Genomic DNA, 25,913 nt, shown 5'->3' on the forward strand with positions numbered 1-25,913 from the left:
CTGCCGATCCTCGGCGGCATCCCCAGGAGGTCTACCAATGAGATTCGTTTCGACACGAATCATCACAGCCGACGTCGGTCGGTTGGTCACGTTCTACGAGATGGTCACCGAAGCAGTGGCCGTCTGGGGGAATGAGCTTTTCGCGGAGATTCCGACTCCGGTCGGCACGCTGGCGATCGGCAGCGAGAAAACCGTCCCGCTGTTCGGGCAGGGATCTGCCGAGCCGGCCGCGAATCGCACAGCCATTCTCGAATTCATCGTGGATGACGTCGACGCCGAATTCGCCCGGCTTCGCGAGCAACTCGCCGATGTGGTCACCGAACCGACAACGATGCCGTGGGGGAACCGCGCCTTGCTGTTCCGGGATCCCGACGGGAATCTCGTTAATCTGTTCACCCCGGTCACCGACGGGGCGCGTGCCAAGTTCGGAGTATGACTCGTCGTGGACATGTGTGAGTTGTGATGCGACGTGCTCCGTTGGCTCTGACTTCGGCCGCGATGTACGCACGAGGGGTTTCGATCCGACGCATTCGACTAATCCGCTGCCGCCTCGTTCAGGATCGAAGTGATGAATACCGAGCGCGGTGTGAATACGTCGAGGAGACCGACTGCACACACGGCCGGAGCTAGGTTTCGGAGTTCGCTTTCGATGGCTGCGCGCCGTGGATCTGATTCGGGAGTGGTCTCTAAGAGTTTGGCATTCGCGATGAATGCCGCGACTGTGCCCTTCCGTACGCTGACTCCATCGACGGTGGTTGAGTTGTCGGCGTCGGACAGAACGTCCTCGGGGCGAACTGCGCCTTCACTTGCCACCGGAACTCCCTTCACGCGGTCGTATATCTCTCTGCGAGGGTAGCAACCTTACTCGCCGTGAAGGTCGCAATGCAGGTGCTGCAGAGAATAGGCCGCGCGTTAGTCCTGCACGTAGGACACGACCGCCATCATTCCGGCTTCGCCGTGATAAATGTTGTGGCAGTGAGTAAGCCACTGCCCGGGGTTGTCGGCATCGAAGTCCACCTCGACGGTCTTCATGGGAGCGACGAGAACCGTGTCCTTGCGGGCGCGGTACGTCCCCTTCGCATCTCGGACCGAGAAGGTGTGCCCGTGGAGATGCATGGGGTGGAACATCATCGAGTCGTTGACAAAACGTAGCCGTGCCCGTTGGCCCTCACGAACGGGCAGCCCGTCGCGTGGATCGTAGGTCTTGCCGTTGATTGTCCAGGTGTACTTCCCGACGGGACCGGCCAACCGCACATCGTGGATGACGTCCGCATTGCGCTGGCTCAGTTGAACCTCTGGGGTAGCGCTGAGTGTCGCGGTGTCTAGCGGCACTTGGGACTTCATCAGCGTCGCGGCATCTTCGGCGCGCCCGCGCACCGGGGTATCGCCCGAACGCAGAATCAGTTGGGCAAAGCCATCTTTCCCCTCCGGCACCGCCACGAGTGGCACCGACGAACCCGGGATGGTGACGACGGCATCGACCCGCTCGCCCATGGTCACCAGAACGGTGTCGGCCTTGTAGGGCTGCACCGGGAAGCCGTCGGTGTGGGTAACCGTCATCGGCACGCCGGGAATGCTGACCCGGAACGCCGTGTCGCCGCCGGCGTTGACGATACGCAACCGCACCCGCTGTCCGGCGCGATAGGTGGTGGTCTGCGGATCGGCAGCCACCCGCCCGTTGATCAGATAGTGGGGGTACTTCACATCGCCGGCGTCCATACCCAGCGGCGTCGTTGGGTCCGATCCCATGCCTCCCATCATCGAATGATCCATCGGGGGCATGCCCTTGGCGCGCAATCCTTCGAGCACTTGGTCGGGATCGGTACCGGTGCCGTCGATCCAGTCATCGAGCGCCACCACCAACTCCTCGTCGTATCCGGTGCGCTCATCGGGGTCCTCGATGATCAGCGGCGCGTACAGTCCGCGATCGATTTGCGTACCGACGTGGGGATGGAACCAGTACGTCCCCGCGTGGGGCACCGCGAACTCGTAATCGAACACTCCGGTCGGCGGTATTTCCGGCTGGGTGAGGCCGGGCACGCCGTCCATATCGTTACGCAGGGCGAGCCCGTGCCAGTGCACGGTGGTCGGCGCCGGGAGGTTGTTAACAGTTTGCACACGCAGGACTTCTCCCTTGCGAACGCGGATCTCCTGGCCGGGTACCCGCCCACCGTATGCCCATGTTTGCACCTGGGTTCCGGCGAGGTCGAGCTGAGTGGGGCCAGCGTTCAGAGCGAACTGTTTGACCGCAGCCCCCTGGGGTCGCCGGGCCGCTTCCACTGCGGCCACCCGGGCCGAATCAGGGTTAACACGTTGTGGTGTCGCAGTTCCGGAGGGGCCCCTGGTGCAGGACGCGAGAAACCCGGCTGCGGCCACCGTCATGCCCAGACGGAGGAGATCGCGGCGGCCAAGCAGTGGTGAATTGCCCGTTGTCATGATGTTATGTATACCCCGTAGGGGTATTTAAAGCGAATCGCGTGCTACGGTCGGGGTGTGTTGCCGTCCAGTGGTGAACTGCAACCGGTGTGGCGGGTCCGCGTCGTATCGGGTGCCCGTGTGCTGGTCGCGGCGACGTGCTGAAAAACGGGGGGCCGTCGCGATCGCGATGGATCGCCGTGCTCGTCGCAGGCGTGATCGCCGCACTGCCAGTGCTGCATTGCACGGTGATGGCCGATGCGGCACTCCCGGTCGTCTCGCATCACCTTGTTGCTTCTGCGTCCGACACTGCTGAGGGTGTGGGCCAACACATCGGCAGGGCCTCCCAGGATTTCACCAGCCAGATCTTTGATGTGATCGCCGGAAAAGTCCGATCCGGTAACGCATTCCGAATGCTATGGGCGGCGGCGCTGGTCGTGACCCTGGCTGTTTCGCTACTCCCTTTGCGGGTGGTGGTCACACGCGCGCCTCCTCGCCGTCGTGCGTGGGTCGCGGTCGTGGGTGGCAGGGCCCGTCTGCATCAGATTTGTGTGAGTCGACGCTGATGAATCCCTTGCGGCGGATATGTCCTTCTGCCGCATACGGCTGTCAGTGAAGACTCGCCACACCGAAGTGGCGCAGACGTTGGGAATCGTTATGTACGGACGCCTTATCTTCCACCGCCTCGGCGGCCTCTGTGTGGCCGCGGCTGTTGCTGGTGCACTCATGGCTGTTGGCACTCCGCGTGCCGACGCCGGTCCCAAGAACCATGGGAACGCCGACGTTGTCATCACGTCCCTGAAGGCCCGGGGAGACAGGGTCGTCATCAATCGGCGCGGCAGCGCACCGCTGACCGAATGCGTTGCGACCTCCGTGCGTGAGGGGCGGTCGGAGTACCGCTGGCAGCGCATCCGTGTGGCCGATCCCACCAGTCCGCTGGTCCAGGTACTCGACTACCGGGTCATGCACGTCAGCGTTGAGTGCTGACCACAGTTAGATAGCGATCAGGTCACATACCCCATGAGGGTATGTTAAATCGTGCTAACCTCGCGTCATGCTGACCGGAGCGCGCCGCACGAGTCGCCGTGGGCGGCTGTGGCTGGTCGCGGTCCTCGTCGCAACGGTCGCGACCCTGCCGATCTTGCACTGTGTCTCCGTCGGTCATGGCGGCGGTGAGGCGCCGCACCATAAGGCGACGCACGCCGCACTCCAGGGGCACGGTCCATCGGCTACCCATGCGCACCTCGACAACGCGGTCCACGAGATGGCATGTCAGACCGCGGACGGGCTGGTCGCACTGGCCCGGGGTTTCAATCCACTGCGGATTCTCTTCGTACTGGCCGCGTTTGCTCTCGCCATGCTGGTGTTCCAGCCCGCGGCTGCCCAACTCTCGCGCGGTCCACCACGTGCTATCGGTTATCACGGGGCCCGAACGGGCCGCGACATCCTCACCAAACTCTGCGTCATTCGGCGCTGATCGACCCCTCGGGCAAAGCGGAGTTCCGCCATGCCCGCACGCCGTCATCAGCTTCCCGGCCGCGCCGTGCGGCCCCCACGCAGGGATTCTCAATGAACAACAGCATTGCTCTGTCATCTCGTCGTAGCTGCACACACCTAGGACCTAAGTTCCACGACCCCAACACGCTGGTGGGCAACACCCCGGTGCTGTGGGTATCGGAGCCGTTCGCGACGCCGGGCACCGGCTTCTGGGCCAAGCTCGAAGGTCATAACCCCAACGGCATGAAAGACCGGCCTGCACTACACATGATCGAACAGGCTAGGGCGCGCGGAGAACTCAAGCCGGGTGCCATGATCGTCGAATCAACCAGCGGGACGCTGGGGCTGGGACTGGCCCTGGCCGGAATCATCTACCGGCACCCGGTCACCCTCGTCACCGACCCGGGCCTGGAGCCCATCGTGCGCAGCATGTTGACCGCCTACGGCGCTCGGGTCGAGATCGTCACAGAACCACATCCGATCGGAGGATGGCAGCAGGCGCGTAAGGATCGTGTCGCAGAAATACTTGCCGCCGAAACGGATTCGTGGTGCCCCGATCAGTACCAGAACCCCGACAATGTCGATGCCTACCGCGGGCTCGCGGAAGAACTGATCGACCAGCTGGGAACGGTGGATACCCTGGTCTGCTCGGTGGGAACTGGCGGGCATTCCTCGGGTGTGGGACGTGTACTGCGGGAACATAATCCGAACCTGCGACTGGTAGGGGTCGACACCATCGGCTCCACGATTTTCGGGCAGCCTGCCAGCTCACGGCTGATGCGCGGCCTCGGGTCGAGCATCTATCCGGGCAATGTCGACTACGCCGCATTCGACGAAGCGCATTGGGTGGCGCCGAATGAGGCCGTCTGGGCGGCCCGGACGCTGGCCGCTGCGTACCACGCCAGCGGCGGGTGGAGCGTCGGGGCAGTGGCATTGGTCGCCGGGTGGGTGGCACGGACATCGGCTCCCGGATCGCGTGTCGCGGCAATCTTCCCCGACGGTCCCATGCGCTACCACGGCACCATCTACGATGACGATTACTGCCGCAGCCACGATCTGTTGGACCGTCCACCGGCGCAGGATCCCGACGTGATCGACGATCCGTCGGATCGGGTAGTGGACCGATGGACCAGGCTGACCCGCGTGATCGACCCCATCGGGAGAATGGCGTGATCGAAACCTTCCGTCAGTTCCGGTCTTTCGACCGGCCCAGCCAGATCCTGATGGTGAATCAGTTCGCCATCAACGTCGGCTTCTACATGCTGATGCCCTACCTCGCCGGATACCTGGCCGGGCCGTTGGGCTTGGCCGCATGGATGGTGGGGCTGGTGCTGGGGGTCCGAAACTTCTCTCAGCAGGGCATGTTTCTGGTCGGCGGCACCCTGGCCGACAGGTTCGGATACAAGCCACTGATCGTGGCGGGATGTCTATTGCGTACCGGTGGCTTCCTGATGTTGGCCTTCGTCGGCTCCCTGCCGGCGATACTGATCGCCTCGGCGGCAACGGGTTTCGCGGGTGCTCTGTTCAACCCCGCGGTGCGCGCCTACCTGGCAGCAGATTCCGGAGAGCGTCGAGTGGAGGCCTTCGCCGTCTTCAACGTCTTCTACCAGGCGGGAATCCTGTTCGGGCCGATCGTTGGCCTGGCATTGACGGCATGGGACTTCCGGATCACCTGCGCCGTGGCCGCAGCGGTCTTCGCGATCCTGACGGTGATCCAGTTGATGGCCCTGCCGCCGAACCGCGTCGAGCAGGAGGCGGAACGCCAGCCGGTGCTCGCCAACTGGCGTTCGGTGGTGTCCAACAGGGCCTTCCTGCTGTTCTCCGGCGCCATGATCGGGTCCTACGTGCTGACGTTCCAGGTCTACCTTGCGCTGCCGTTCCAGGCGGCCCTGCTGACCGGCGACAAGAAGTCCGAAACGGTGTTGGTGACAAGCATCTTCGTGGTGTCCGGATTGGTCGCTATCGCCGGGCAGGTGCGACTCACCGGGTGGCTTTCCGCGCGATTCGGCCCCAGCCGCAGCCTGGTGTTCGGAATGCTGGTCATCGCGGCAGCCTTTGTGCCGCTGATGCTGCTACCCACGGCGGCGTCGGCGGGGCAACTCGCTGCCATCGGTGCGCTGCTGCTGGCGGCGGCCCTGCTGGCCGTGGGCACCATCGCGACGTTCCCCTTCGAGATGGACACCGTGGTCAGGTTGGCGCGCAACAGGTTGGTGGCCACCCACTACGGCCTGTACAACACGATTGTCGGAGTCGGCATCTTGGCCGGGAACCTGCTGACCGGCTCGATATTCGGCTACACCCAGCAGCACGGTAAGCCGGCCTTGTTATGGGTGTCGCTGACTGGGATCGGGCTGGTGTGTGCCGCGGCGCTGTTCGCGTTGCGGCGGGCAGGTCTGCTGGACCAGGGCAGGGAAGTGGCGCAGCCTGCCAATGCCTGAGTAGTTTGTGGAGGCCATGACCAGCCCCGCTAAACCCATCAACCTCGTCAACCTCGAGAGTGTTTCGAAGTCATACGGCGTCAAGCCGCTGCTCTCGAACGTCAGCCTGGGGGTGCAAGCGGGAGACCGCATCGGGGTGGTGGGCCTTAACGGTGGCGGCAAGACCACGCTGCTGGAGGTGCTCGCCGGTGTCGAGCCGGCGGATCAGGGCAGAGTGAGCCGGACCGGTGACCTGCGCCAAGCCGTCGTCACCCAGCGCGACGATCTTGAAGGCGCGACGGTATTCGATGTCGTGATCGCGCCCCTGGGTGTCGCCGAACACGAATGGGCCGGGGATGCGCGCATCCGTTCGATCCTCGAAGGGCTTGGAGTAGCGGCCCTCGGCCTGGATCGACGCGTGGATGAGCTGTCCGGAGGTCAGCGGCGGCGCGTGGGGCTCGCCGCCGCACTTGTTCGCGATCTGGACCTGCTCATTCTCGATGAGCCGACGAACCACCTGGACGTCGAAGGCGTCCAGTGGCTCGCCGAGCATCTGCTGGCGCGGCGCACCGCGCTGGTGGTCGTGACCCACGATCGGTGGTTCCTGGACACCGTGGCCACCCGCACCTGGGAGGTTGTCGACGGCAGCGTCGAATCGTATGAAGGCGGTTATGCCGACTGGACGTTCGCCCGTGCCGAACGGGGGCGGCAGGCCGACGCTGCGGAGGCGCGCCGCCGCAATCTCGCACGCAAGGAGCTGGCCTGGTTGCGGCGCGGTCCACCCGCGCGCACGTCCAAGCCCCGATACCGGATCGAGGCGGCCGAGGCCTTGATCGCCGATGTGCCGCCGCCGCGAGACTCGGTGGCGCTGAGCGCATTTGCGCGTCGCCGCCTGGGCCGTATCGTCATCGAACTTGAGGACGCGACGGTGACGACACCCGCCGGTGAGGAACTGGTGCGCGATCTGACCTGGCGCCTGGCCCCGGGCGAGCGCATTGGTCTGGTGGGCGTCAACGGATCCGGAAAGACGACTCTGCTGCGCGTGCTTGCCGGTGCGGTGCCGTTGGCGGCCGGACACCGCAAGGAAGGCAAGACGGTCAGCATCGGCTGGCTGCGCCAGGAGCTGGACGACCTGCCCGGCGACATCCGGGTGCTCGATGCGATCGAGTCGATCGCATTGCGGATCACGCTGGGAGACAAGGAGCTTTCCGCCTCGCAGGTTGCCGAGATGCTCGGATTCAGCCCGGCACGTCAACGCACGCCGGTCGCCGACCTCTCTGGTGGAGAGCGTCGCCGGCTGCAGCTGACCCGGGTGCTGATGGCAGAGCCGAACGTGCTTCTTCTCGACGAGCCCACCAACGACCTGGACATCGAAACCCTGCAGCAGGTCGAGGATCTGCTGGACGGCTGGGCCGGCACCCTGGTTGTGGTCAGCCACGACCGGTATCTCATCGAGCGGGTGTGTGATTCGACGTGGGCGCTGTTCGGTGACGGCAAGCTGACCAATCTGCCCGGTGGCATCGAGGAGTATCTGCGCCGGCACGTCCAACCCACCGCGGCCCCCACCAAACCGGCGCCCGATCGTGGCCGTGATGGTGCGGCGCTGCGCGCCGCGCAAAAAGAGCTCGGACGACTCGAACGGTCCGTTGCCAAGCTGGGGGAGCGAGAGGCTGTGTTGCATGAGCGGCTCGCTGAACATGCCACCGACCCGGACCGGGTGGTGACGCTGACCGCCGAACTCAATGCCGTCGTCGCCGAGAAGGACGCGGCCGAGGTGCAGTGGATGGAACTCGCCGAAGAGCTTGAGTAGCCCACGCGGGCGTGATCCTCAATAAAAAGCGAGGGCAGTCGGTGTGACTGCCCTCGCTCTAGAACTGAATGGATGAGTGAGAAACATCCGGGACTTGGCCCGGCATGCGATGCGCTACGCGCCTCGCCGATGCGTCCCCCTATGGGGTTCGCCTACCTGCCGTTATACGGCTAGCGGGAACCACTCATCGGTCTGCTCCGAGTTGTCGCCCTCAACCAGCATCTCGCCGCTGTAGATGGCTTCGAAGTCGATCTCGATGACCGTGGCACCGAATTCCTCGTTCGTCATGTACTGAACAGTAGGGGTCACTATTAAGAAATCATTGAGTTACGAATCGGAAAAGTCTGGCAATTTTCGCTAGACGCATCGGCGCAGGTCATAGACCATGAGCGACCTTGCTGAACTCTTAAGAAAACGGGTTGGTGCCCTTAATGAGCACCCACGCGGCGATCGCGCCCCCGATTCCGGCGATGAGCAGCACCGATGAGACCGCGGAAGGCCACTCGTCGCGGCCAAATCGCCCGTCCACAGAGATGCGTCCCGGGCCCAACAGCAGCAGCGCCATGGCTGCCGCGCCGAGCACAAGGGGGAACTGCACGGCCGGGCCCGATTGCAACAGGTCGTTTCGCGCCACATAGGTCTGGGTTGCGACGTAAAGCATCGAACCCAGCACGGCACTGGCGCCAAAGGGAGTGAGAAGTCCGGCGACCAGCATGGCGCCCCCGATGCTGTAGACACCTGCGAGCACACGAGCCGCCGTATCGGGATGCGCAAGGATCGGCGAGGAGCCCAGTTGTGCGAACTGCTCGGAGGCGAACACGATGTTCAGCCCGCTCCAGCACAGCGTCGCTCCCACCGCGACACGCAGGACCAAGAGTCCAATATCGTTGCGAGTCAACGGATCGCTGTACTGCTTGGTGCTCGGCACGCCGGAAGTCTATGGCATGAGGGCTATGGTGAATTCGCTATGGCGGCGGTCCATTCCCGGTATGACGACGGCAACGACATCCCCGGCATACCGTCCGTGCGGGTGGCGCGCGCCGAACTGACAGCGATCACCGCGATCACCGCTCTCGTATTCGGTTGGGCCAGCAGGGGGTACGGGTACTTCTTCGACGAGGCCTACTTCGTTGTCGCGGGCCGCGACCATTTGTCGTGGGGATACTTTGACCAGCCCCCGCTGGTGCCCCTCATCGCGGGCCTCGCCGACAACATCGCGCCCGGCTCCCTCTGGGTGCTGCGCCTGGCGGCGACCGCTGCGGTGGCAATTGGCACGTTGATGTGTGGGCTGATCGCCGCTGAGTTCGGCGGCGGCCGCCTCACACAATCCCTCGCGGCCATCGCGTACGCCACCGCGATGTTCCAGATCCTGGCCCACTGGCTGCAGACACCGGCCATCGATCCGGCGCTGTGGTCGGTGGTGTGCTGGCTGTTGGTGCGCTGGACCCGCAGTCTCCGGGAACGACTGCCCGACGATCGGCTGCTGCTGTGGGCGGGAGTCGTCACCGCGATCAGCATGCAGACCAAATTCCTGATCCCGGCGCTATGGCTTGCGGTACTGCTGAGCGCGGCGGTCCTCGGCCCGCGGGTGCTGCTGCGCAGCCGGCAATTGTGGATTGGGGCGGGTTTCACCGTCGTGGCCACCATCCCGACCCTCATCTGGCAGGGCACCCACGGCTGGCCATACCTGCGGATGGCCGGAATCGTGGCCGCGGAGTCCGAACGCGGGGCGGCGTTGTTGGCGGGCATGCTTATCGGTTCGGTGTTCATCGGACTGGTGCTGCTGCTGGCCGGGGTTGTGGCGCTGCTGGCGGCGCCGTCACTGCGCGCCTACCGATACCTGGGCGTGGCTGCGGTGCTGGTGGGAGCGTTCATGTTCGCCTCTCATGGACGTGCCTATTACGCCATGGGGCTGTACGCCTTGTTGATCGCCGCGGGCGCGGTGGGACTTTCCCGGTGGCGCCCTTCCCGGGCCGCGGCACGGGGCGTGGTCTACGGGCTCATCGGGGTGGTGACGGCCGCATCGGTGATCATGGCGATCGTCAGGCTGCCCATCGTGTCCGAAACCGCTGCCGCACGCTGGTTTTCCTGGGCGGGCGAGATGGGGCCCACCATGCTTGCCGGTGGCGATCACTCCACGGAGGGCCTGCGCCAGGTGGCGCGCGACACCTACGATTCGATGCCGCCCGAGGTACGTGACCGTACGGCTCTGGTGCTGCAGATCTATCCCATGGCCGCCGCCTATGACGTCGAGGCCGGACGCGAGGGCGTTTCCCGTGCCTACAGCTTCCACCGCGGGTACTACTACTTCGGGGCGCCGCCGGAATCGATGACGGACATGATGTACATCGGCGTCGATGCTCCGGATTCCGCACTTGCCCAAGGGTTCCGCGGGGTGCAGCGAATCGAGCTGCTGCACGCCTCCGGCGAGGACGAGACACAGGTCTACCGCTACTACGGCAGAATTGCGCCGTGGCAACAGCTATGGGACCAGTGGCGCACCTACAAGTAGGCGGCTCATCCGTCGAACAGATGGCACCCCGCGACGCCCAGATGTACTGGATGTCGACCAGACTCCCGAACGATCAGTTCCTGCTGTTCTGCTTCGATTCGCCGACGCAGGATGTCGCCGCCCTGCGGAACACGCTCGCCGCGCGCGCGTCGCGCATCGCGGATCTGCGGGTGCGGGCCGTCGACGTCGCCGGACACCTCGATTACCCGTACTGGGCGCCGCGTGACGAATCCCAGGTGCCCCTGACGGTGCACTCGCTGCCGGATTCCAGCTGGACGCAGTGCCGATCCGCGATCGCCGCACTGCTCACGAGCACCGTCGACATTCGCGAAAACCCTTGGCATCTTCACCTTTTCCCGGGAGTGCATGGCGCACCGAGGTCATCGGGTCCGGCGCTTGTCGCGGTATTGCAGGTATCGCACGCATTGGCTGATGGTCAGCGGGCCACCGCGGCCGCGCGGGCATTGTTCGGCGATGCGGCGGGGGAGGCCGGGCTGCTGCCGGAGGTACCTGGTTATGCCGCACTGCGAGGGCTGGCAGGCTTTCCGGTGAAGCTGGGTCGGCTGCTGAGTGCGAGCCGCGATGGCTATCGGGCTTACCGTCAGCAGCAGGAGCTTGTCGCGGCGGGTGAGTTGGAGCCGGAACCGCAGGGATTCCCACTGATTTCACTGAATGCGCGGCCCGATGAGCATCGGGAGATCCGGATGATCGTGCGGCCACGCGATGAGCTTCGCGCCGACGACGTGAGCGTGACCGTCGCGGTCCTCACCGCGATCGGCATCGCGCTGCCGCAATATCTGCGCGACCACGGACAGTGGGTTCCCGAACGGCTGGGCGCGGAGGTAACCGTCGCATCCGCCGGTGAATCTTTGGCGCGCAATAATTTCCGCAATGTTGGCGTCGACCTGTGCTGGGGTGAAACGGATCTACGCGCCCGGGCGCGGAAGATCGCGGACGGTATCGAGAGCAGGCGCCGTCGCGCCATGCACCCGGTGCTGGTCGCGCAACGTGCTGGAGGCGCGGCGCTGCCCGCGCCGATGATGTGGGCGGGTGTCAACGCCTTCAACACCGACCTGATGCCACCCACCGTCGCGGGCAACACCGTGGTGTCGAGCGTGGTGCGCGGTGCTGCCGATCTGACGTTAGGCGGTGGACGGGTGGTGTTCACCGCCGGATTCCCCGCGCTGTCGCCGGTGATGGGCCTGACCCATGGGGTGCACGGCATCGGCGACACCGTGACGGTGAGCGTGCACACCAGCGCGGCAGTGATGCCCGATGCCGATCACTACGAAGACCTGTTGGCCGACGCGCTCACCGAGGTATCTGCCCGGTTGCGATGAGTTTTCTCGTCGGCGCGGGTCGATACAGGTATGCCGACGATTACTCCATGCCTGTGGTTCGATACTCGCGCCGAAGAGGCCGCCAACTTCTATGTGTCCGTGTTTCCGAACTCCCGGATTCTCGAGGTCACCCACTACGGACCGAACACCCCCATGCCGGAGGGCACGGTGCTCACCGTCGAATTCGAGCTCGACGGGCAGCGGTACACCGCGCTGAACGGTGGACCCCAGTTCACGTTCGATGAGGCGATCTCATTTCAGATCGACTGCGGGTCTCAAGACGAGGTTGACCGCTACTGGGAGGCGCTCACGACTAACGGGGGAGAAGAGTCCCAATGCGGTTGGCTCAAGGACAAATTCGGGGTGTCCTGGCAGGTGGTCTCGCGCGAGCTGATCGACCTGATCTTCCACTCTGATCCCGTGACCGGTAACGCGGCGATGCAGGCCATGATGACCATGCGCAAGCTCGATGTGGCCGTCGCCAAGGAGGCGGTGGCCGCGGCGCAGTCCGGGTCTTAGTCGTCGTCTCCGAAGTCGTTACCTTTGCAGGCTGATGGTGAGGGTCTGATCATCGGTTCTCCAGCGAGTGGCGGATGAGATCACGACTGCGCCGGCTTCGGATGCGGTGAATTTCCATCCCCTGAGTACGTCATCGGGGTCGTTGATCGTTGCCAGGTCGCTGACCGGATGGCCGACAGGTAGACGAAGCGCCCCGATCGACCCCTTGATCGTTTCGATGCGACCACTGTCGTTGACGACCTTCAGATCAAAGTCGGGCTGGAGCCTTGCCGGCGCTACGGCCACGAGCAGACGGCTCGTCCCCGATGACCAATTCTCGACGATGTCGCCTGGCCGAATGTCCTTCATGTCGACTTGGTCACCGGCAAGCACAGCAGTAGGCGAGTAGGTTCCGAGTACTGCCAACTGAGTCTGCATGGCTGCCTCGCCCGAGCGCTGGGCTGTGAACGGCTGAGTGCCGGTACACACGGCGATTCTTTCGTTGACAGCGCATTGGATCCCCGTGGCCAGCGCAATGGTCACTTGTGGAAAGGTGCCAATCTGAGCGTGGCTGGTCGTTGTCGGCGCAGGTGCCGTCACGGCGGGCGGTGCGGTGGACTGCACCTCTTGTGTCGCGGTGGGCGGCGCCTCATGCCCGGTGCAGCCGCCTGCGGTCGCCGCCACAGCCAACGCTAGAAGCATGCTTGCGATCATCCGGCTGATGTGGCTCAGGCCATCCGCGCAACGCACGCCCGTCACGGTCGCACCTAGTTTGTGTGGGGTTGTGGTCATTCGATGCCTACCTTCCTGAGTGGGTGGTTTGCCGCTGCGGCATAGCGTCGTACTCACATCACGGGCGCGCCGGACGGACTGCAGCCGATGCTCGACGGCTAGTTACGGTTTGCCGAAGGTGTTGCGGGGCTGAAATACGCGCTGCAAGTGGGCGAGTATTTCTGGGATCAGGCCGATGTCGTTAGACGTTGTCGAGGGTGTGCGTTGTTGAGGTGGCTGGTGGCGGAGCTTTCGGGATAGGTCCAGGGGTCGGTGAAGACGGTCCACAACTGGTAGCGGTTGAGGTCCTCGGCGGTTTCGTTGACCTTGGTGAAGATCTTGTCGGCCTTGTCGTCAGGCAGCGGCAACTCCATCTGGGGCTGGCTGTGCCAGAACTCGGCGGCGACACAGTGGATGCGTTTGAGCCAAAGCATGGCCTCATCGACCGCGGGCGCCAATGCGCCTGCCATGCGGGCAGTTTCACGCGACGCAAGCTGTCCCAGCACATCGATGGCTTGATGCCGGTCGGGCATATCGGCTACTTCTCGTCGCCGAAGTCGACGTTCCAGCCCATGGACTTGTAGCGGCGTTTCTCCGACTCGCGGCGTTGCTTCTCGGCACGTTCGTGCTCGCTCCAGTCGCCGATGACGCCGGGGGATGCCTTGGGCAGATCGCCGAACAGCTCGTTGCCGTTGTCCCAGTTGATGAGGAACTCCGGAGTCTGGTGTTCGTCGTCGTCTTCGCCCTTGCCGCCGCGGCCGTGGGCGCCGCCCATGGGAGCCATGCCCATGCCGCCCATACCCATTGCGCCACCACGGACTCCGGCACCGCCGATGCCGGCGGCGTTGGTTCCGGCGCCGCCCGGGCTGGGAACACCTGCGCTACCGCGCAATGCTCCTGGGCCGCTAAGGGTTCCGGTACCCGAGCCTGAGCCTGAGCCTGAGGGGGAGCCGAAACCTGCGGCGGTCGTGTTGCCGGGCGCCAGGCCGGAGCCGTCCTTGCCCAGGCCGCCCGCGAGGCCACTGAGTGCATTGCCCAGGCCACTGCCCGAACCACCGGATCCGCTTTGAGGGCTGCCACCGCCCGCGCCACTTCCGCCGCCCGAACCCGCACCCTGGCCTTGTCCACTCTGGTTGCCCGAGCCGTCGCTGTAGGCGGGCTTGGTGTTCTTATCGGCGAGGCTGTTGGCGAGATTGTTTGAAGAGCTGGGGTTTTGGCCGCCACCGCCGCCGTTTTGGCCTCCGCCACCGCCGCCGCCGGTACCGGTTTCGGTTCCGTTGGTGGGCTGCTGAAGCGTGATGTTGCCGGGGTTGTTGCCCTGGGGTGGCCGCACGTCGGTGACATTGTCGCCCTCGCGAACAACCGGCTCGCTGAACAGTCCGACCATCTGAAGGCGTGCGAAGAACTGTTCCTGGTTCTTCAGCTGTTGTATTGCGGCATCCGACGATCCAGACTTCTTCTTCTGCGCAACCTCTGCATCGGACATCGGCGGCTCGATACTCGACTTGGCGGCACTCATCGCGTCAGCAAGTGGTGGCATCCTGTCCGCGACGTGCCGAATGCTGATGATGCCTCGTTCTGAGGCCCGGAAATACTCGGACATGTTGGTCTGCAAGGATTTCGCGGCTGCGCCGCGCCAATCCTCGACCAGCATGCCCTGCACCTTGCCACCGAGCGTGTGCATGATGTCGCCCAGCTGCTCGGCGATGCTATTGATCGATTCCTGGGCTGCCTGCGGGCTACCGGTCTGGAATGCCTGGGCAGCGTTGTAGATCGACTGGTGGTCGTGGCCTTCCCAGTGTTCCTTCTGGATTTGCTTCTTCCCCATGTCTTCTCCTCTTGAAAACTGTTGGCTCTAAGGTATTTTCGGCTCGATCTGCTTCATGATCTGCAGAGCCAACGGGCATTGGTCGTAGCGTTGGCGTGTCAAGTCCAGATTGAGATCAACCTGGACTGTCGCGATCGCTTGCTGCGACGGTATTGCCACAGAGCAGCCGATCCAGTTCTTATCGTGAAGTAGCCAGCCGGTGCGTGAACCGACCTGCACACGTTCCTGGCGATCGAATCTGCTGTTGGGTTGCTCTAACTGCGATATCGAGGTGTCCACTGCGTAGATCTTGATGCCCCACTTGGGTCCGTCCCAGATGCAGCCGCGAACACGCTGGCCAAAGGCCGTGGTGTGCGCGTCACGCTTATCAGGCTTGACTTCCCACGTCGCAATATCAGCCTCGGTGATGGCCGTACATGGATCGAAGGTTGTCCCCTTTACGGGGTCGCTATCGGTACTTGTCGTTGACGGAGTCACGCTGTTGGACGACGAAGGTGAACTGGATGTGGTTGATGGCGACCCTGCTGTGGGCGTTCCCTGGATTCCGTTATGAGTACACCCGGCGGCGAGCGCCGTCGAAAGGGCGACAACGGCGATCCATTTCGTCTTCATTGGTTCGAGTCTTCCTGAGCTGTCAGCTTGTGGTGGGCGGTGGGTAGACACCCAGGCCATTGCTGTCGATCGTGTCGCCCCTGAGCTGCTCGAATGATTCGGCGTTTCTGTGTTCAGTGTTGTCATACTCGGTCTGCGCAACCTTGGCCCACTCCGCCCACGTCTTCACAGTGTCGATGTGGGCGCCGATTACGGCTGAGACGGAGTCAGCATCGCCGGTCACTAACTCGTTTAGGGCTGTGTTCCAGGACGAGCCTTCGGCGCATGAGCCCATGCCGAGATCACTGGCGAATGAGTTCGCGTCTCTTCGTAGCGCCTCTAGCTTGTCGACTGCCGCGCTGAACTCCTGTGAGACCTTCGTCGCGGCTCCGGGCGCCAGGTGCAGTTCGTTCATATCGAGCCCTGAGTCTCCGGGCATGGACGCTCCCCTCGCTGGTCAAGCAGACATATTTTTCCTACATCTAGCTCCGACGTTAGAACACCGCGTTTGGTTCCATGTTTTTTCGGATGAGGAGGAACTCGGGTCGTCAGGTGCCTGCGGCGGGCCAGCTGGGGTCGGCTGGCAACGTTCGGCGTGAGTGTGTCACCGACGATGTTGAGATGCACTTCTCGTACCGATTCGGTACGCCTCGTGAAGGCGCTGACGTCGGCCACGCCCCTTCGAGACGACTAGGCATTGCGCTTGTTTCATATCGGCAGCGTGGTGTAGTGGGGGTCAACAAGGTCAGCGAACCGCAACTTCAGAGAGATCTGGACACCTTCGCCCCGGGTCCCCGTTACGAATTTATTGAATATTGAACTATTTAAGAATTTCTTTCCGTCGAAGGGAACCTGCAGCAGCACTTACTCATCATTAGAAGTAGATGAGTAGGTTCGCGACGCAGGAGGGTGGGTACTAGCTGGTGATTTCGGGTGAACACAGTCGCAAGGGAGCGGTTGAAGTAACCATCGACGGTGACAATCTCCCCGTTGAGGTGAAGATTTTTAACACGTTGAGCCCGCACGAATACGAGCGGGCCATCGCTATTGGATATGGAAATGCACTGCTAACGCAGATGCGGGCGCTGCTCGAGACGCGCGACCCGGATTCGTTTCGAACAATGCCTTCGCGCCGTCAAAAGATACTCGACTTCCTAACTGCAGCCACCTGGGATCAGTATATGGAGAAGGCCGTTGATTCCTTTGGGGGGATTTTCCGTGCGGAAAGTCATTTTAGAGATAACCACGGTAGACCCGGCGTATCTTTGGTGGCTGACAATTCTATTATCACGACACTCGATGTCTCCCCCGATTGGGCTGGGGAAGTAGGCCCAAGGGTCGTGGCCAACGAAGTAGTCGCGTGTGGCGCAAAGATCAGATCCATGAGGTCAAGCAGCCTTATTGCCAGCGAAGATTCTGGAGAATCTGATGATCAGCTCGAGGCTCGCCTGATGGCTCATCTAACGGATCTGCTCGTGAGTAGGAATAGCTGACATGGCACCATCTAAGAAGCAACTCAACGTATCAATTGAGCGCATGAAGACAGCGTCTAATGCCTGGCATGCAGCGTCAGAAGACCTAACTAAAGGCAGCGAAAAGATTGCCGATCTTAAATTCAGCAAATTAGAGGCGGGGATCTTTCAGAATGCATATCAGGCGTACATCGATGCCGCATCGTATGTCCAAGATCGCATGAAGGAAGGCGCTTCAGAAGCTGGAAATGTGTCCTCGACCCTCCAGGAAAATGCGGAGACTTATCAGAGGGAAGAAGACAGTAATACGCATGCAATAAAGGGATTGTATTAGGGGGATGAGTGGTCGAGAAATCGGACTATAAGGGCACATTGAGCCTTTTCAAAAGCAAGCAGCAAGAATGTGGTGATTTAAAAGAAAAGGCACACAACGCGTTCAAAGTTCTTCGTAGCGTCGTAGGTAGTATGGGGTTCGTTGGCTTTCTCACCGCTGAGTGGATTGATACCAAAGAGGCTGAAATAACGCAACATATTGAGGACCTACTAAAGAAGCTGGATGAGGTTCTGAAGGGTGCTGATGCGCCGAATACATTTATCGACTACTCGCATGCTTGGAAAAGTGAGGTTCAAAATCATGTGAAGGATGCGAGTGACACTGTTAGTCAGGACACCACCTTCGGCGGATACTGGACTGGTTCTGCCGCTGGCAAGTACGGTGATGCTAGGGCCCTGCAGGTAACCGCGCTGGGGGCTGCTTATGAAATGAACAATCAAGTCTCCCAGAAACTAATGGACCTAGCAGACAGTGGATGGAATTTCTATAAAGACTTGATTCAAGCGGTGACTGGATTCCTGAGTAAGGTGACCGGGGCAATCGGCAAGATCGCTGCAGTTATTACCGCGCCCTGGGGGGTGTCTGACACTATTGATTGTCTTACGGGTGTCATCGATTTGGTAACGCAGCTAGCAACGTCTCAGGAGACGGCCCTGCGAGAACAATATAAGGCAAAATTGGAGTTGGACAGTATGCCCTCGGTTACCAGGGGATTGCCTGGCGGCCATTGGCCTGCAGCGACCACTGGCCGATATAATGATGCCAGTGTAATTGATGGTACAAATGATTGGTCAGTAGAATCCGATGTGAACAAATCATGATAGATCTGCGAGGTAACTTCACCCGAGGGGCTGCTCTCGGGATTATTGCGGTGGGTACTTTGATAAGTGCACTGGCGGGTTGTGTTCCTTCGTCTCAGAATGGCGATCCCCCAACATCCGTGACTACAGCCATTCCCTCGATCAAAATGGGCGATGTTTGTCAATATCTTGTTGGTTTTCTCCAAGTAGATTGGATAGGAACTCGGGGAGGTGTCACTACCTACGATCCCGATTCATTCACATCTGCTCGTGTGTACGGAATGTCTCCGCCCCAAGCGAGTTGTACATACATATCAAATCGGGAAAATGTAGCGGCTGAGCCGCCAAAGAGAGAGCCTTACTACATCTCGCTGAAAGTGATTCAGGAACCGGAAAAAAGGCCGCCGAGGCCGGGTTGGAAAAGCCGATCGCTGTCGATAGACAACGTCCCCATTTTTATGTTCTGGCAAGACGATTCCGCGCATGACTGGCGGACAACGGCGGCCGTGGAGTTCTCTCTCGTTGAGGACGGTTGGTCTGGACACGTCAATCTACCGACTCTTCGCGGCTTGGACCCGGCGCGTGGAGAACCGATTTCAGAAGGCGATGTGCATGCAGCTGCCGAGAGGCTTCTGGCGATAGTGAGGAAGGTCGCGGGATCTGGCTAGAGTCCCTTCGCCGAGCGCATACTGCACGCAGGGGAAACGCCCGAAAGACCTGCGTGCGGTATGCGGTCGGCGGGGACGCTCGGAACCTTGACCGCCTAACTTATCGCTGATAACTTAACGCCGTTATTCTCTGGAGGAAGGCGTTGCGATGCTGGAACGTTTGGCTCGATCGGTTATCGCGGCACCTCGCCTCGTACTCGGTGCGGCACTACTTATCGCCATAGCGGCCGCCATCTTCGGCGTACCGGTCACCAAGCATCTCGCCGCGGGCGGGCAGCAGGACCCCAATTCCGAGTCTGCTCATGTGACACGGGTTCTCGCGGACAAGTTCGGCATCAGCGATCAGTCCCTGGTCTTCATGCTCACCAGCGAGCAGGGCGTGAAGAGCCCGCAGATGCGCGCCGTCGCAAGCGATCTGGAGCGCCAGCTCAAGGAATCCGGCGACGTGCTCAACCTGACCTCGGCGTGGACGGCGCCGCCGCCCGTCGCCGAGGATCTCTTCGGCACGGACGGCAAGTCCGGGCTGATCGTCGCCGGGTTGACCGGTGGCGAGAACGACGCGCAAAAGCACGCGGCGACTCTCATCAAGTCGCTCGCCGTCGATCGCGATGGCGTCTCGATCAAGGCCGGAGGAGTCGCCACCCTCTACAACCAGATCGTCACACAGTCCGAGAAGGACCTGCTGGTCATGGAATCGATCGCGATTCCGATCAGCTTCGTGGTGCTGGTCTGGATCTTCGGCGGCCTCTACGCGGCGCTACTGCCCCTGGTGGTCGGGGTGTTCTCGATCGTGGGGGCGATGTCGATCCTGCGGGGCCTGACGTTCGTCACTGATGTATCGGTGTTCGCGTTGAACCTAGCCGTCGCAATGGGATTGGCGCTTGCTATCGACTACTCGCTGTTGATCATCAGCCGCTATCGCGAAGAGGTGAACGCCGGTAAGCCGCGCGATGAGGCGCTGGTGCTCACCATGACCACGGCGGGGCGCACCGTGCTGTTCTCGGCGCTGACGGTCGCCCTCGCGCTGGTGGCGCTGATCTTGTTCCCGATGTACTTCCTCAAGTCATTCGGCTACGCGGGTGTCGCCGTGGTCTTTGTCGGAGCCATCGCGGCACTGGTCATCGTGCCGGCAGTGGTCACGCTGCTCGGCGACCGGATCGATGCGCTCGACGTGCGCCGTCTCATCCGCAAGATCCTGGGCAGGCCAGAACCCGTCGCCAAGGACGTCACCGAGACGTTCTGGTACCGGAATACCAAACGCGTTATGGCCCGCGCGGTTCCGATCGCCATCGTGATCGTCACGGCATTGGTGGTTCTCGGCCTGCCATTCCTTGACGGCAAGTTTGGGTTCCCGGATGACCGGGTGCTGCCCGCGTCGGCCTCGGTGCACCAGGTCGGCAACGAAATGCGCCGGAACTTCAACAACAACAGCTCCACCAACCTGTCCGTCATCGCCGAGGGCATCGGGGCGGTGCCGCCGACGGGAATCGATCAGTACGCGACGGACCTGTCGAAGATCGAGGACGTCAAGGAGGTGGCCGCACCCACCGGCGCCTTCATCCGGGGCATGAAGGTCGGCCCGCCCTCCGGTGCAACCGGGATCAAAGATGGGACAGCACTTTTCACGGTGCAGACGGGTGCCAAGCCCTACACGGCCGATGCCGAGCGTCAGCTCGACGCCATCCATGCCTTACCCGGCCCGGGCGATACCACGGTGAAGATCGGCGGGGGAGCGCAACTGGACCGTGACGCCGTCGAAGGCATCGTGGACAAGCTGCCCTTGGTGCTGGCCATCATCGCGATCGTCACCTTTGCGCTGCTGTTCCTGTTGACCGGCTCGGTGGTACTGCCCCTGAAGGCACTCGTGCTCAACGTGTTGTCCCTGACGGCAACCTTTGGCGCGCTGATCTGGATTTTCCAGGAGGGGCACCTGGGCGGATTCGGGACCGAGGTCACCGGAACGATCGTCGCCACCATGCCGATGCTGTTGTTCTGTATCGCGTTTGGGCTGTCGATGGACTACGAGGTGTTCCTCATCTCCCGGATCCGTGAGTACTGGATGGCATCCGGACGCACCCGCGCCGACAACGACGAAGCCGTGGCGCTCGGCGTGGCCCGCACCGGGCGGGTCGTCACCGCCGCAGCGATGATCATGACCATCGCCTTTGCCGCGCTGATAGCCGCGCAGGTGTCCTTCATGCGTATGTTCGGCACCGGACTGACCATCGCGATCGTGGTCGACGCCACCATCATCCGGATGCTGCTGGTGCCCTCGTTCATGCGAATGCTCGGGCGCTACAACTGGTGGGCACCTAAACCGCTGGTCAAACTCCATGACCGAATCGGATTCAGTGACTAAGCGTCCGCGTTCGTTGCGCGGTGAAGGAGACCAACTGCGCGACGAAATCATCGACGCCGCAATCGGACTTGTCCTGGAGGCCAGGGAGCTGCGCGCGCCGTCGATCCGTGAGGTGGCCCGCAAGATCGGTGTGACCCCACCGTCGATTTATCTGCATTTCGCGGACAAGGACGAGCTGATGGACGCGGTGTGCGGGCAGTACTACCAGCGGCTCGACGATGAGATGGTGGCCGCGGCCGTTGATCAGCACACCACGCTGGAGCGCCTGCACGCGCAAGGTATGGCCTACGTGCGCTTCGCCGTCGCGACCCCGCTGATGTACCGGCTGGCCACCTCGGCGCCGCCCCGCGATGACAGCGAACTGGACGAAACGCTGGTGAGTGCGGCATTTGCGCACTTGCACAAGGGGGTTCAGGAACTCGTGGAGGAAGGCTTCTACCCCGACGGCGACACCGTCGCAATGGGTCTGCAGCTGTGGTCGGCGGCGCATGGAGTGGCCTCGATGCTGGTCACCAAACCATATCTGCCGTGGGGTGATGCGGAACTGTTCGCCGACAACGCCTTACGCGCAGCGTGCCTGGGACAGGCGGTCAGTGATGTCGATCTGACCGCAGTGCTGCCGCGTCAGAAGTAGAGCCGCACCGACGCCAATGTGCCCGGTGCCGCCGAGTTGTTGGAGAACTCGAAGAGCCCGACTCCGCGCCGATCACCCAGGTGCACGGTGGCCGATACCGAGGAGCCCGCGGCCAGTAGCTTGTTAACGGTCAACGAGCTTGTTGCCGAGACGAACTCGGCCAGCGATGCGTCGGTGACGCCGTCCAGGGAGAGGGAGGCGTCGGGGGAGAGCAGCCGGGTGACCGTCGGGACGTCTCGGGCAGCCAGGGCGCCCGCCAGTTCCTGGACGCGCTGCTTGCCTGTCTCGCGAACGCCCTTGAGGCCGCGCATGAACCCCAGCACCCCGTTGAGCCCCTGGTTCTTCAGCAGCTGCGGTCCCAGCTTCGCGCTCGCCAGTAGCCCGTCGCTACCGGCGCCCAGTAGTTGGCCGATCATCGCGCGCAATTCCCAGAATGCGAACAACCGATCGATCTTGAGCGATGCGGCCGGACCGTCCTCCACCACGTCATAGCGCAGGTGCATCGGGATGTGCATGGTGACGCCGGTCGACATCGTGGTGTGAATGGTCAGATCGCGCAGTACCGACATCCCGGCAACCACATCGTTTTCGACCTCGAACACGATGGTGTTGGGCGCGATGAAGGTGTCGTAGAACTTGCTGATCGCGGCCTCACCGATATGAGGTCGCGAACCCACCGGGTCGTTGACCTGGCCGTAGGTGGCGAAGAGGCCGACCCAGCTGTCCTTGTCGTGTGCACCGACAGCTGCGGGCGACGCCTGAACGGTCGCCAGCAGCTCGTCGGCGAATGGTGCGCTGGACACCGGTTTAGGACAGTGCCCCGAGCACCGCGTCGTAGTCGGGCTCCTGAGCGATCTCGGGCACCAGCTCGGTGTAGGCGACGTTGCCGTCGGCGCCGATCACGACGATCGCGCGGCCCAGCAGCCCGGTCATTGGGCCGTCGGCGATCGTGATGCCGAAGTCCTCACCGAACGCGCTGCGGAATGCCGAGGCGGTGCCCACGTTCTCGATGCCCTCTGCGCCGCAGAAACGCTTCTGGGCAAACGGCAGGTCCTTGGACACGCACAGCACCGGCGCGCCCGCTTCAGCGGCACGCTGGTTGAAGGTCCGCACGCTGGTCTGGCAGACGGGGGTGTCGATCGAAGGAAAGATGTTGAGGATCACCGGCTTATCCCGGTACTGATCGCTGGTCACAGGGCCGAGATCGGCGCCTACCAGCTCAAATGCCGGGGCAGGAGAGCCGACAGCGGGAAGCTCGCCGACCGTGTTGATGGGGTTTCCGCGCAACGTGATCTGTGCCATGGGTCCAGTGTTCCAGAGTTCGTGTGCTGTTTGCATCAGCGGGGTTAGGTTGGAGGCATGACGACGCCCGTCAGCTTCGATAACCGGTTCTTCTCGGCAACGTGGTCCGCCATCGCGCGGCGCGAACCTCCAGAGATCAAGGAGCTGCGCGCCGAGAATCTGCGGGGCCTGACCGGACGCGTCCTGGAGGTGGGCGCGGGCACCGGCTCGAACTTCTCGCTGTACCCGAGCACCGTGACGTCGGTGATGGCCCTGGAACCCGAGTCCGGGCTGCGTCCGCAGGCCGAGGATGCGGCCGCTGCCTCGGCGATCCCGGTGACGGTGACCGCTGGCGTGTTCGAGGATCTCACCGTCACCGGCGAGGACCGATTCGACGCGGTGGTGTGCTCGCTGGTGTTGTGTTCGGTCGGCGACCCCGATCGTGCCGCCGCGCAGGCATTCGAAGTGCTCAAGCCCGGCGGTGAGGTGCGTTTCTTCGAGCACGTCGCCCACGGGGGCGCGCTCGGAGTGGCTCAGCGCGTGGTCGACGCGACGTTCTGGCCCCGATTGTTCGGGAACTGCCATACGCACCGCGACACGCTGGCAGCGCTCGAACGGGCCGGGTTCCAGATCGAGGAACGGCGCGACGACTGGCTGAAGATATTCGGAATCCCGATGCCGTCCTCGTCGATCGTGATCGGGCGCGCGGTCAAACCCGCGTAGTGCAGACGCGCTTGGAGTGCCCGCGGATCAACCGAATTCGACGACCGTCATCGCCGGCCTGATCCGGTCAGAGAACGGCAGGTCGTAGAACAGGGGCGTGGCCAGCTTCAGGAAGTTTCCGCGTCCGGGAGGCATCCGCACCTCACGCACCGTGCGCACACCGTCAAGAGCCCGCAGCTGTCCGTATTGGTGCGCGGTGAAGGAGAACGGCATGGGCGGCACCGTGTAGTGCTCGCTGAGCTTCCAACCGCGCCGCTGCGAATAGACGCTCATCAACCAGGGGATGGTGTCGAAGACCATCCACCCGCCGGGAAAGCGCTTAGCGCAGGCGGCGATGAGGTCGAACACCACATCGCGCTCCAGGTACATAAACAGCCCCTCGGCGGTGATCAGGACGCCGTTGGAGTCGTCGACCTGGTCCATCCAGGAGTGCTCGAGTGCCGACTGCGCGATGTAGCGGAGCCGATCAGAGGGCGGAAGTAACTGTTGGCGCAACCGCACGATGGGTTCCAGGTCGACGGACAACCAGTTCAGCTCGCCGTTGTCGATGCGCCAGAAACTGGTCTGCAGACCCTCGGCCAGCGCCACCACCGTGGCACGCGGGTGAGCCGCGAGATAGTCGTTGGAAACGTTGTCAAAGGTCAACGCCCGCAGCGCGATTCCCTGGTGGGTGCGACCAAAGTGGTGGTAGTCGTAATCGAGGCTGTCGCGCAGCACGATAGCCATCGGGTCCTCAAGAACGCCGTCGGGCCGGTTCGCCTCGGTGGCCCGCTGATTCAGCGTGATGAGCGCGGTCTCCGACACCCCGTCGAGGTGGCGGGCATCAATGGCAGCCATGCCAGCCACAGTACTAGCGAACGAGCTTGTGCAACGTCCGCAGGTTGCGGGTGGTCGTCGTCGACTTGTACCGCTTCTTGCCCATCGTCTTACCGACGGGGCTGGCCAGGGTCTGCGACTTGGGCACCTGCCAATACAGCACGCCATCACCGGCGGCGATGCGTTCACTGTCATCGAGCTCGCCGCCAAGGGCCGCCAGTTCGGTGAGCACCGCGGGGTCGCTGCAGAACATCACGTAGGAGTGCACGTCGTCGATATCAGGCTCCCACGGGAACGCATCGATGATGCGGCCGACCGTATCCAGGTCGTATACCAGCACCCAGGCCTCGTAGCCGAAGCGATCGCCTAGTACCTGCTGCAGTCTTTCCTTCACCGCGGCCGCAGGCTCGGTGGCATCCAACAACACATTGCCGCTCGCGAGAATTGTTGTCACACCAGCGAATCCATCAGCGGTGAGGGCATCGCGGACATCGGCCATCTTCATCGTGATGCCACCAACGTTCACTCCGCGCAGCAGGGCGGCGTATCTGGTCATGATGGCTTCTCCCAGGTGAGCAGGTGACGCCACAGCACGAGGCGCTGTAGCCGGGCGCCGGGAAGCACGCGCTGGGCGATGCGTCGCACCTCGTCGTGGCTGTCCAGGCCCTCACAAATAATCGGCGAGGGATGCTCCCACCAGCCGTGGCGGAAGCGGTAGTAGCGGTGCGTCCAGAAGCCGAGGCTGTTGTACCAAAGGTCGGTCAACGAGTGACTGGCGGCGAAGCCGACGACGACGATCCTGCCGCCCGGCTTCAGCAGGTCCGACATCCGCTGTAAACCACGTTCGACATCCATGTGATGCAGTGAGGCGATGGCGGCGATGAGATCGAAAGATCCTGCAGGAAAAGGATGCTGGAGGAAATCGGCGTGGATATATTCGACGTTGGGTGCCGATGTTTCCGTGCGGGCGATCCGCAGGCTCGGATCGTCGGAATCAATCCCTACCACCCGCTGCGCCAGCGGAGCCAGTTCACGTGTCAGCATCCCGGTGCCGCATCCGACATCGAGCACATCAGTGGCGCTGGCGGGAACCCTGCGCAGTACCTCGCGCTGGTAATGGATGTTGTGGTTCCACCGGGTGGGCACA

The 25,913-nt window shown here is 62.8% G+C and carries 30 protein-coding genes; 16 read left to right on the forward strand and 14 right to left on the reverse strand.

Translation table 11 applies throughout. The annotated features are described in order from the left end of the window. Nucleotides 1-37 precede the first annotated feature (37 nt). Nucleotides 38-436: a VOC family protein gene (locus AOT87_RS02480; RefSeq protein ID WP_057969262.1), complete on the forward strand. Its 399-nt coding sequence runs from the start codon at nucleotides 38-40 to the stop codon at nucleotides 434-436. A 98-nt stretch (nucleotides 437-534) separates the two neighbouring features. Here the strand turns inward: AOT87_RS02480 and AOT87_RS02485 are convergent, their stop codons facing one another. Beyond that, on the reverse strand, nucleotides 535-813 hold the full coding sequence (locus AOT87_RS02485; protein ID WP_057969270.1) for a hypothetical protein: 279 nt from the start codon (nucleotides 811-813) through the stop codon (nucleotides 535-537). Between the two features lie 99 nt (nucleotides 814-912). Beyond that, on the reverse strand, nucleotides 913-2,436 hold the full coding sequence (locus AOT87_RS02490; RefSeq protein WP_057969263.1) for a multicopper oxidase family protein: 1,524 nt from the start codon (nucleotides 2,434-2,436) through the stop codon (nucleotides 913-915). A gap of 179 nt (nucleotides 2,437-2,615) precedes the next feature. Between AOT87_RS02490 and AOT87_RS02495 the strand changes: the two genes are divergently transcribed. From AOT87_RS02495 to AOT87_RS02520, 6 genes are all read left to right on the forward strand, one after another. Then, entirely contained in the window at nucleotides 2,616-2,981 is a 366-nt protein-coding gene (locus tag AOT87_RS02495; protein WP_131727322.1) for a hypothetical protein, read from the forward strand. 91 nt (nucleotides 2,982-3,072) lie between these two features. After that, nucleotides 3,073-3,402, forward strand: a complete 330-nt coding sequence (locus tag AOT87_RS02500; protein ID WP_046255580.1) for a hypothetical protein — start codon at nucleotides 3,073-3,075, stop codon at nucleotides 3,400-3,402. 67 nt (nucleotides 3,403-3,469) lie between these two features. Continuing rightward, entirely contained in the window at nucleotides 3,470-3,892 is a 423-nt protein-coding gene (locus tag AOT87_RS02505; protein WP_109398653.1) for a hypothetical protein, read from the forward strand. Between the two features lie 167 nt (nucleotides 3,893-4,059). Continuing rightward, nucleotides 4,060-5,085, forward strand: coding sequence for a PLP-dependent cysteine synthase family protein (locus AOT87_RS02510; RefSeq protein ID WP_057969271.1), 1,026 nt, complete (start codon nucleotides 4,060-4,062; stop codon nucleotides 5,083-5,085). Then, entirely contained in the window at nucleotides 5,037-6,350 is a 1,314-nt protein-coding gene (locus AOT87_RS02515) for an MFS transporter (RefSeq protein WP_057969265.1), read from the forward strand. The genes AOT87_RS02510 and AOT87_RS02515 overlap by 49 nt, the downstream gene beginning before the upstream one ends. A 7-nt stretch (nucleotides 6,351-6,357) precedes the next feature. Further along, nucleotides 6,358-8,139, forward strand: a complete 1,782-nt coding sequence (locus AOT87_RS02520; protein WP_081343203.1) for an ABC-F family ATP-binding cassette domain-containing protein — start codon at nucleotides 6,358-6,360, stop codon at nucleotides 8,137-8,139. 162 nt (nucleotides 8,140-8,301) lie between these two features. Here the strand turns inward: AOT87_RS02520 and AOT87_RS29470 are convergent, their stop codons facing one another. Together AOT87_RS29470 and AOT87_RS02525 are read right to left on the reverse strand one after the other, a co-directional pair. Beyond that, on the reverse strand, nucleotides 8,302-8,427 hold the full coding sequence (locus tag AOT87_RS29470; RefSeq protein WP_044104255.1) for a hypothetical protein: 126 nt from the start codon (nucleotides 8,425-8,427) through the stop codon (nucleotides 8,302-8,304). A gap of 118 nt (nucleotides 8,428-8,545) precedes the next feature. Then, nucleotides 8,546-9,067 carry a DoxX family protein gene (locus AOT87_RS02525; protein ID WP_057969266.1) on the reverse strand — a complete coding sequence of 174 codons (522 nt, stop codon included), beginning with the start codon at nucleotides 9,065-9,067 and terminating at the stop codon, nucleotides 8,546-8,548. A 39-nt stretch (nucleotides 9,068-9,106) separates the two neighbouring features. Between AOT87_RS02525 and AOT87_RS02530 the strand changes: the two genes are divergently transcribed. The 3 genes from AOT87_RS02530 to AOT87_RS02540 are packed head-to-tail and all read left to right on the forward strand — an operon-like array spanning nucleotide 9,107 to nucleotide 12,510. Beyond that, a complete protein-coding gene (locus AOT87_RS02530; protein ID WP_057969267.1) occupies nucleotides 9,107-10,651 on the forward strand; it encodes a glycosyltransferase family 39 protein in 1,545 nt (514 codons plus the stop codon). Next, the gene (locus AOT87_RS02535; protein WP_057969268.1) at nucleotides 10,624-11,991 is read left to right on the forward strand and encodes a WS/DGAT domain-containing protein; all 1,368 of its coding nucleotides are present in this window, start codon (nucleotides 10,624-10,626) and stop codon (nucleotides 11,989-11,991) included. Before AOT87_RS02530 ends, AOT87_RS02535 begins: the two co-directional genes overlap by 28 nt. Before the next feature lie 30 nt (nucleotides 11,992-12,021). Continuing rightward, complete coding sequence (locus tag AOT87_RS02540) at nucleotides 12,022-12,510, forward strand: VOC family protein (RefSeq protein WP_057969269.1); 489 nt, start codon at nucleotides 12,022-12,024, stop codon at nucleotides 12,508-12,510. Nucleotides 12,511-12,528: 18 nt separating this feature from the next. Here the strand turns inward: AOT87_RS02540 and AOT87_RS02545 are convergent, their stop codons facing one another. The 5 genes from AOT87_RS02545 to AOT87_RS02565 form a co-directional block, all read right to left on the reverse strand. Next, entirely contained in the window at nucleotides 12,529-13,248 is a 720-nt protein-coding gene (locus AOT87_RS02545) for a hypothetical protein (protein WP_057969813.1), read from the reverse strand. Nucleotides 13,249-13,448: 200 nt separating this feature from the next. Beyond that, nucleotides 13,449-13,793: a hypothetical protein gene (locus tag AOT87_RS02550; protein WP_057969814.1), complete on the reverse strand. Its 345-nt coding sequence runs from the start codon at nucleotides 13,791-13,793 to the stop codon at nucleotides 13,449-13,451. A gap of 5 nt (nucleotides 13,794-13,798) precedes the next feature. Further along, nucleotides 13,799-15,088 (reverse strand): hypothetical protein, encoded by a 1,290-nt coding sequence (locus tag AOT87_RS02555; RefSeq protein WP_057966642.1) that lies wholly within the window; start codon nucleotides 15,086-15,088, stop codon nucleotides 13,799-13,801. Between the two features lie 27 nt (nucleotides 15,089-15,115). Then, a complete protein-coding gene (locus tag AOT87_RS02560; RefSeq protein WP_081343202.1) occupies nucleotides 15,116-15,700 on the reverse strand; it encodes a DUF3558 family protein in 585 nt (194 codons plus the stop codon). A gap of 22 nt (nucleotides 15,701-15,722) precedes the next feature. Then, the gene (locus AOT87_RS02565; protein WP_057969816.1) at nucleotides 15,723-16,118 is read right to left on the reverse strand and encodes a hypothetical protein; all 396 of its coding nucleotides are present in this window, start codon (nucleotides 16,116-16,118) and stop codon (nucleotides 15,723-15,725) included. Between the two features lie 484 nt (nucleotides 16,119-16,602). Between AOT87_RS02565 and AOT87_RS02570 the strand changes: the two genes are divergently transcribed. From AOT87_RS02570 to AOT87_RS02590, 5 genes are all read left to right on the forward strand, one after another. After that, the gene (locus AOT87_RS02570; protein WP_070922639.1) at nucleotides 16,603-17,172 is read left to right on the forward strand and encodes a hypothetical protein; all 570 of its coding nucleotides are present in this window, start codon (nucleotides 16,603-16,605) and stop codon (nucleotides 17,170-17,172) included. A gap of 1 nt (nucleotide 17,173) precedes the next feature. After that, nucleotides 17,174-17,485 carry a hypothetical protein gene (locus tag AOT87_RS02575; protein ID WP_057970266.1) on the forward strand — a complete coding sequence of 104 codons (312 nt, stop codon included), beginning with the start codon at nucleotides 17,174-17,176 and terminating at the stop codon, nucleotides 17,483-17,485. Nucleotides 17,486-17,493: 8 nt separating this feature from the next. Continuing rightward, nucleotides 17,494-18,306 (forward strand): hypothetical protein, encoded by an 813-nt coding sequence (locus AOT87_RS02580; protein WP_057969819.1) that lies wholly within the window; start codon nucleotides 17,494-17,496, stop codon nucleotides 18,304-18,306. A gap of 795 nt (nucleotides 18,307-19,101) precedes the next feature. Further along, nucleotides 19,102-21,312, forward strand: coding sequence for an MMPL family transporter (locus tag AOT87_RS02585; RefSeq protein WP_057968175.1), 2,211 nt, complete (start codon nucleotides 19,102-19,104; stop codon nucleotides 21,310-21,312). Then, the gene (locus AOT87_RS02590) at nucleotides 21,305-21,946 is read left to right on the forward strand and encodes a TetR/AcrR family transcriptional regulator (protein ID WP_057968176.1); all 642 of its coding nucleotides are present in this window, start codon (nucleotides 21,305-21,307) and stop codon (nucleotides 21,944-21,946) included. Before AOT87_RS02585 ends, AOT87_RS02590 begins: the two co-directional genes overlap by 8 nt. Here AOT87_RS02590 and AOT87_RS02595 read toward each other — a convergent pair. Both AOT87_RS02595 and tpx read right to left on the reverse strand, forming a co-directional pair. After that, nucleotides 21,937-22,749: a nuclear transport factor 2 family protein gene (locus tag AOT87_RS02595; protein WP_057968177.1), complete on the reverse strand. Its 813-nt coding sequence runs from the start codon at nucleotides 22,747-22,749 to the stop codon at nucleotides 21,937-21,939. The two genes, AOT87_RS02590 and AOT87_RS02595, sit on opposite strands and share 10 nt — an antisense overlap. A gap of 4 nt (nucleotides 22,750-22,753) precedes the next feature. Continuing rightward, nucleotides 22,754-23,248 carry a thiol peroxidase gene (tpx, locus tag AOT87_RS02600; protein WP_030094739.1) on the reverse strand — a complete coding sequence of 165 codons (495 nt, stop codon included), beginning with the start codon at nucleotides 23,246-23,248 and terminating at the stop codon, nucleotides 22,754-22,756. A gap of 57 nt (nucleotides 23,249-23,305) precedes the next feature. On the opposite strand from tpx, the gene AOT87_RS02605 reads away from it, so the two are divergent. Further along, nucleotides 23,306-23,950: a class I SAM-dependent methyltransferase gene (locus tag AOT87_RS02605; RefSeq protein ID WP_057963862.1), complete on the forward strand. Its 645-nt coding sequence runs from the start codon at nucleotides 23,306-23,308 to the stop codon at nucleotides 23,948-23,950. Between the two features lie 27 nt (nucleotides 23,951-23,977). Here the strand turns inward: AOT87_RS02605 and AOT87_RS02610 are convergent, their stop codons facing one another. Genes AOT87_RS02610 through AOT87_RS02620 form a run of 3 tightly spaced genes read right to left on the reverse strand, consistent with a single transcriptional unit; the run spans nucleotide 23,978 to nucleotide 25,912 of the window. Then, nucleotides 23,978-24,787, reverse strand: a complete 810-nt coding sequence (locus AOT87_RS02610) for a class I SAM-dependent methyltransferase (protein WP_030094741.1) — start codon at nucleotides 24,785-24,787, stop codon at nucleotides 23,978-23,980. 13 nt (nucleotides 24,788-24,800) lie between these two features. Continuing rightward, nucleotides 24,801-25,322 carry a DUF1697 domain-containing protein gene (locus AOT87_RS02615; protein WP_057968178.1) on the reverse strand — a complete coding sequence of 174 codons (522 nt, stop codon included), beginning with the start codon at nucleotides 25,320-25,322 and terminating at the stop codon, nucleotides 24,801-24,803. Continuing rightward, on the reverse strand, nucleotides 25,319-25,912 hold the full coding sequence (locus tag AOT87_RS02620; RefSeq protein ID WP_057968179.1) for a class I SAM-dependent methyltransferase: 594 nt from the start codon (nucleotides 25,910-25,912) through the stop codon (nucleotides 25,319-25,321). Before AOT87_RS02620 ends, AOT87_RS02615 begins: the two co-directional genes overlap by 4 nt. Between the last annotated feature and the right edge of the window lies 1 nt (nucleotide 25,913).

The organism is Mycobacteroides sp. H003, assembly GCF_001440135.1.
GTDB classification, from domain to species: Bacteria; Actinomycetota; Actinomycetes; order Mycobacteriales; family Mycobacteriaceae; genus Mycobacterium; species Mycobacterium gwanakae.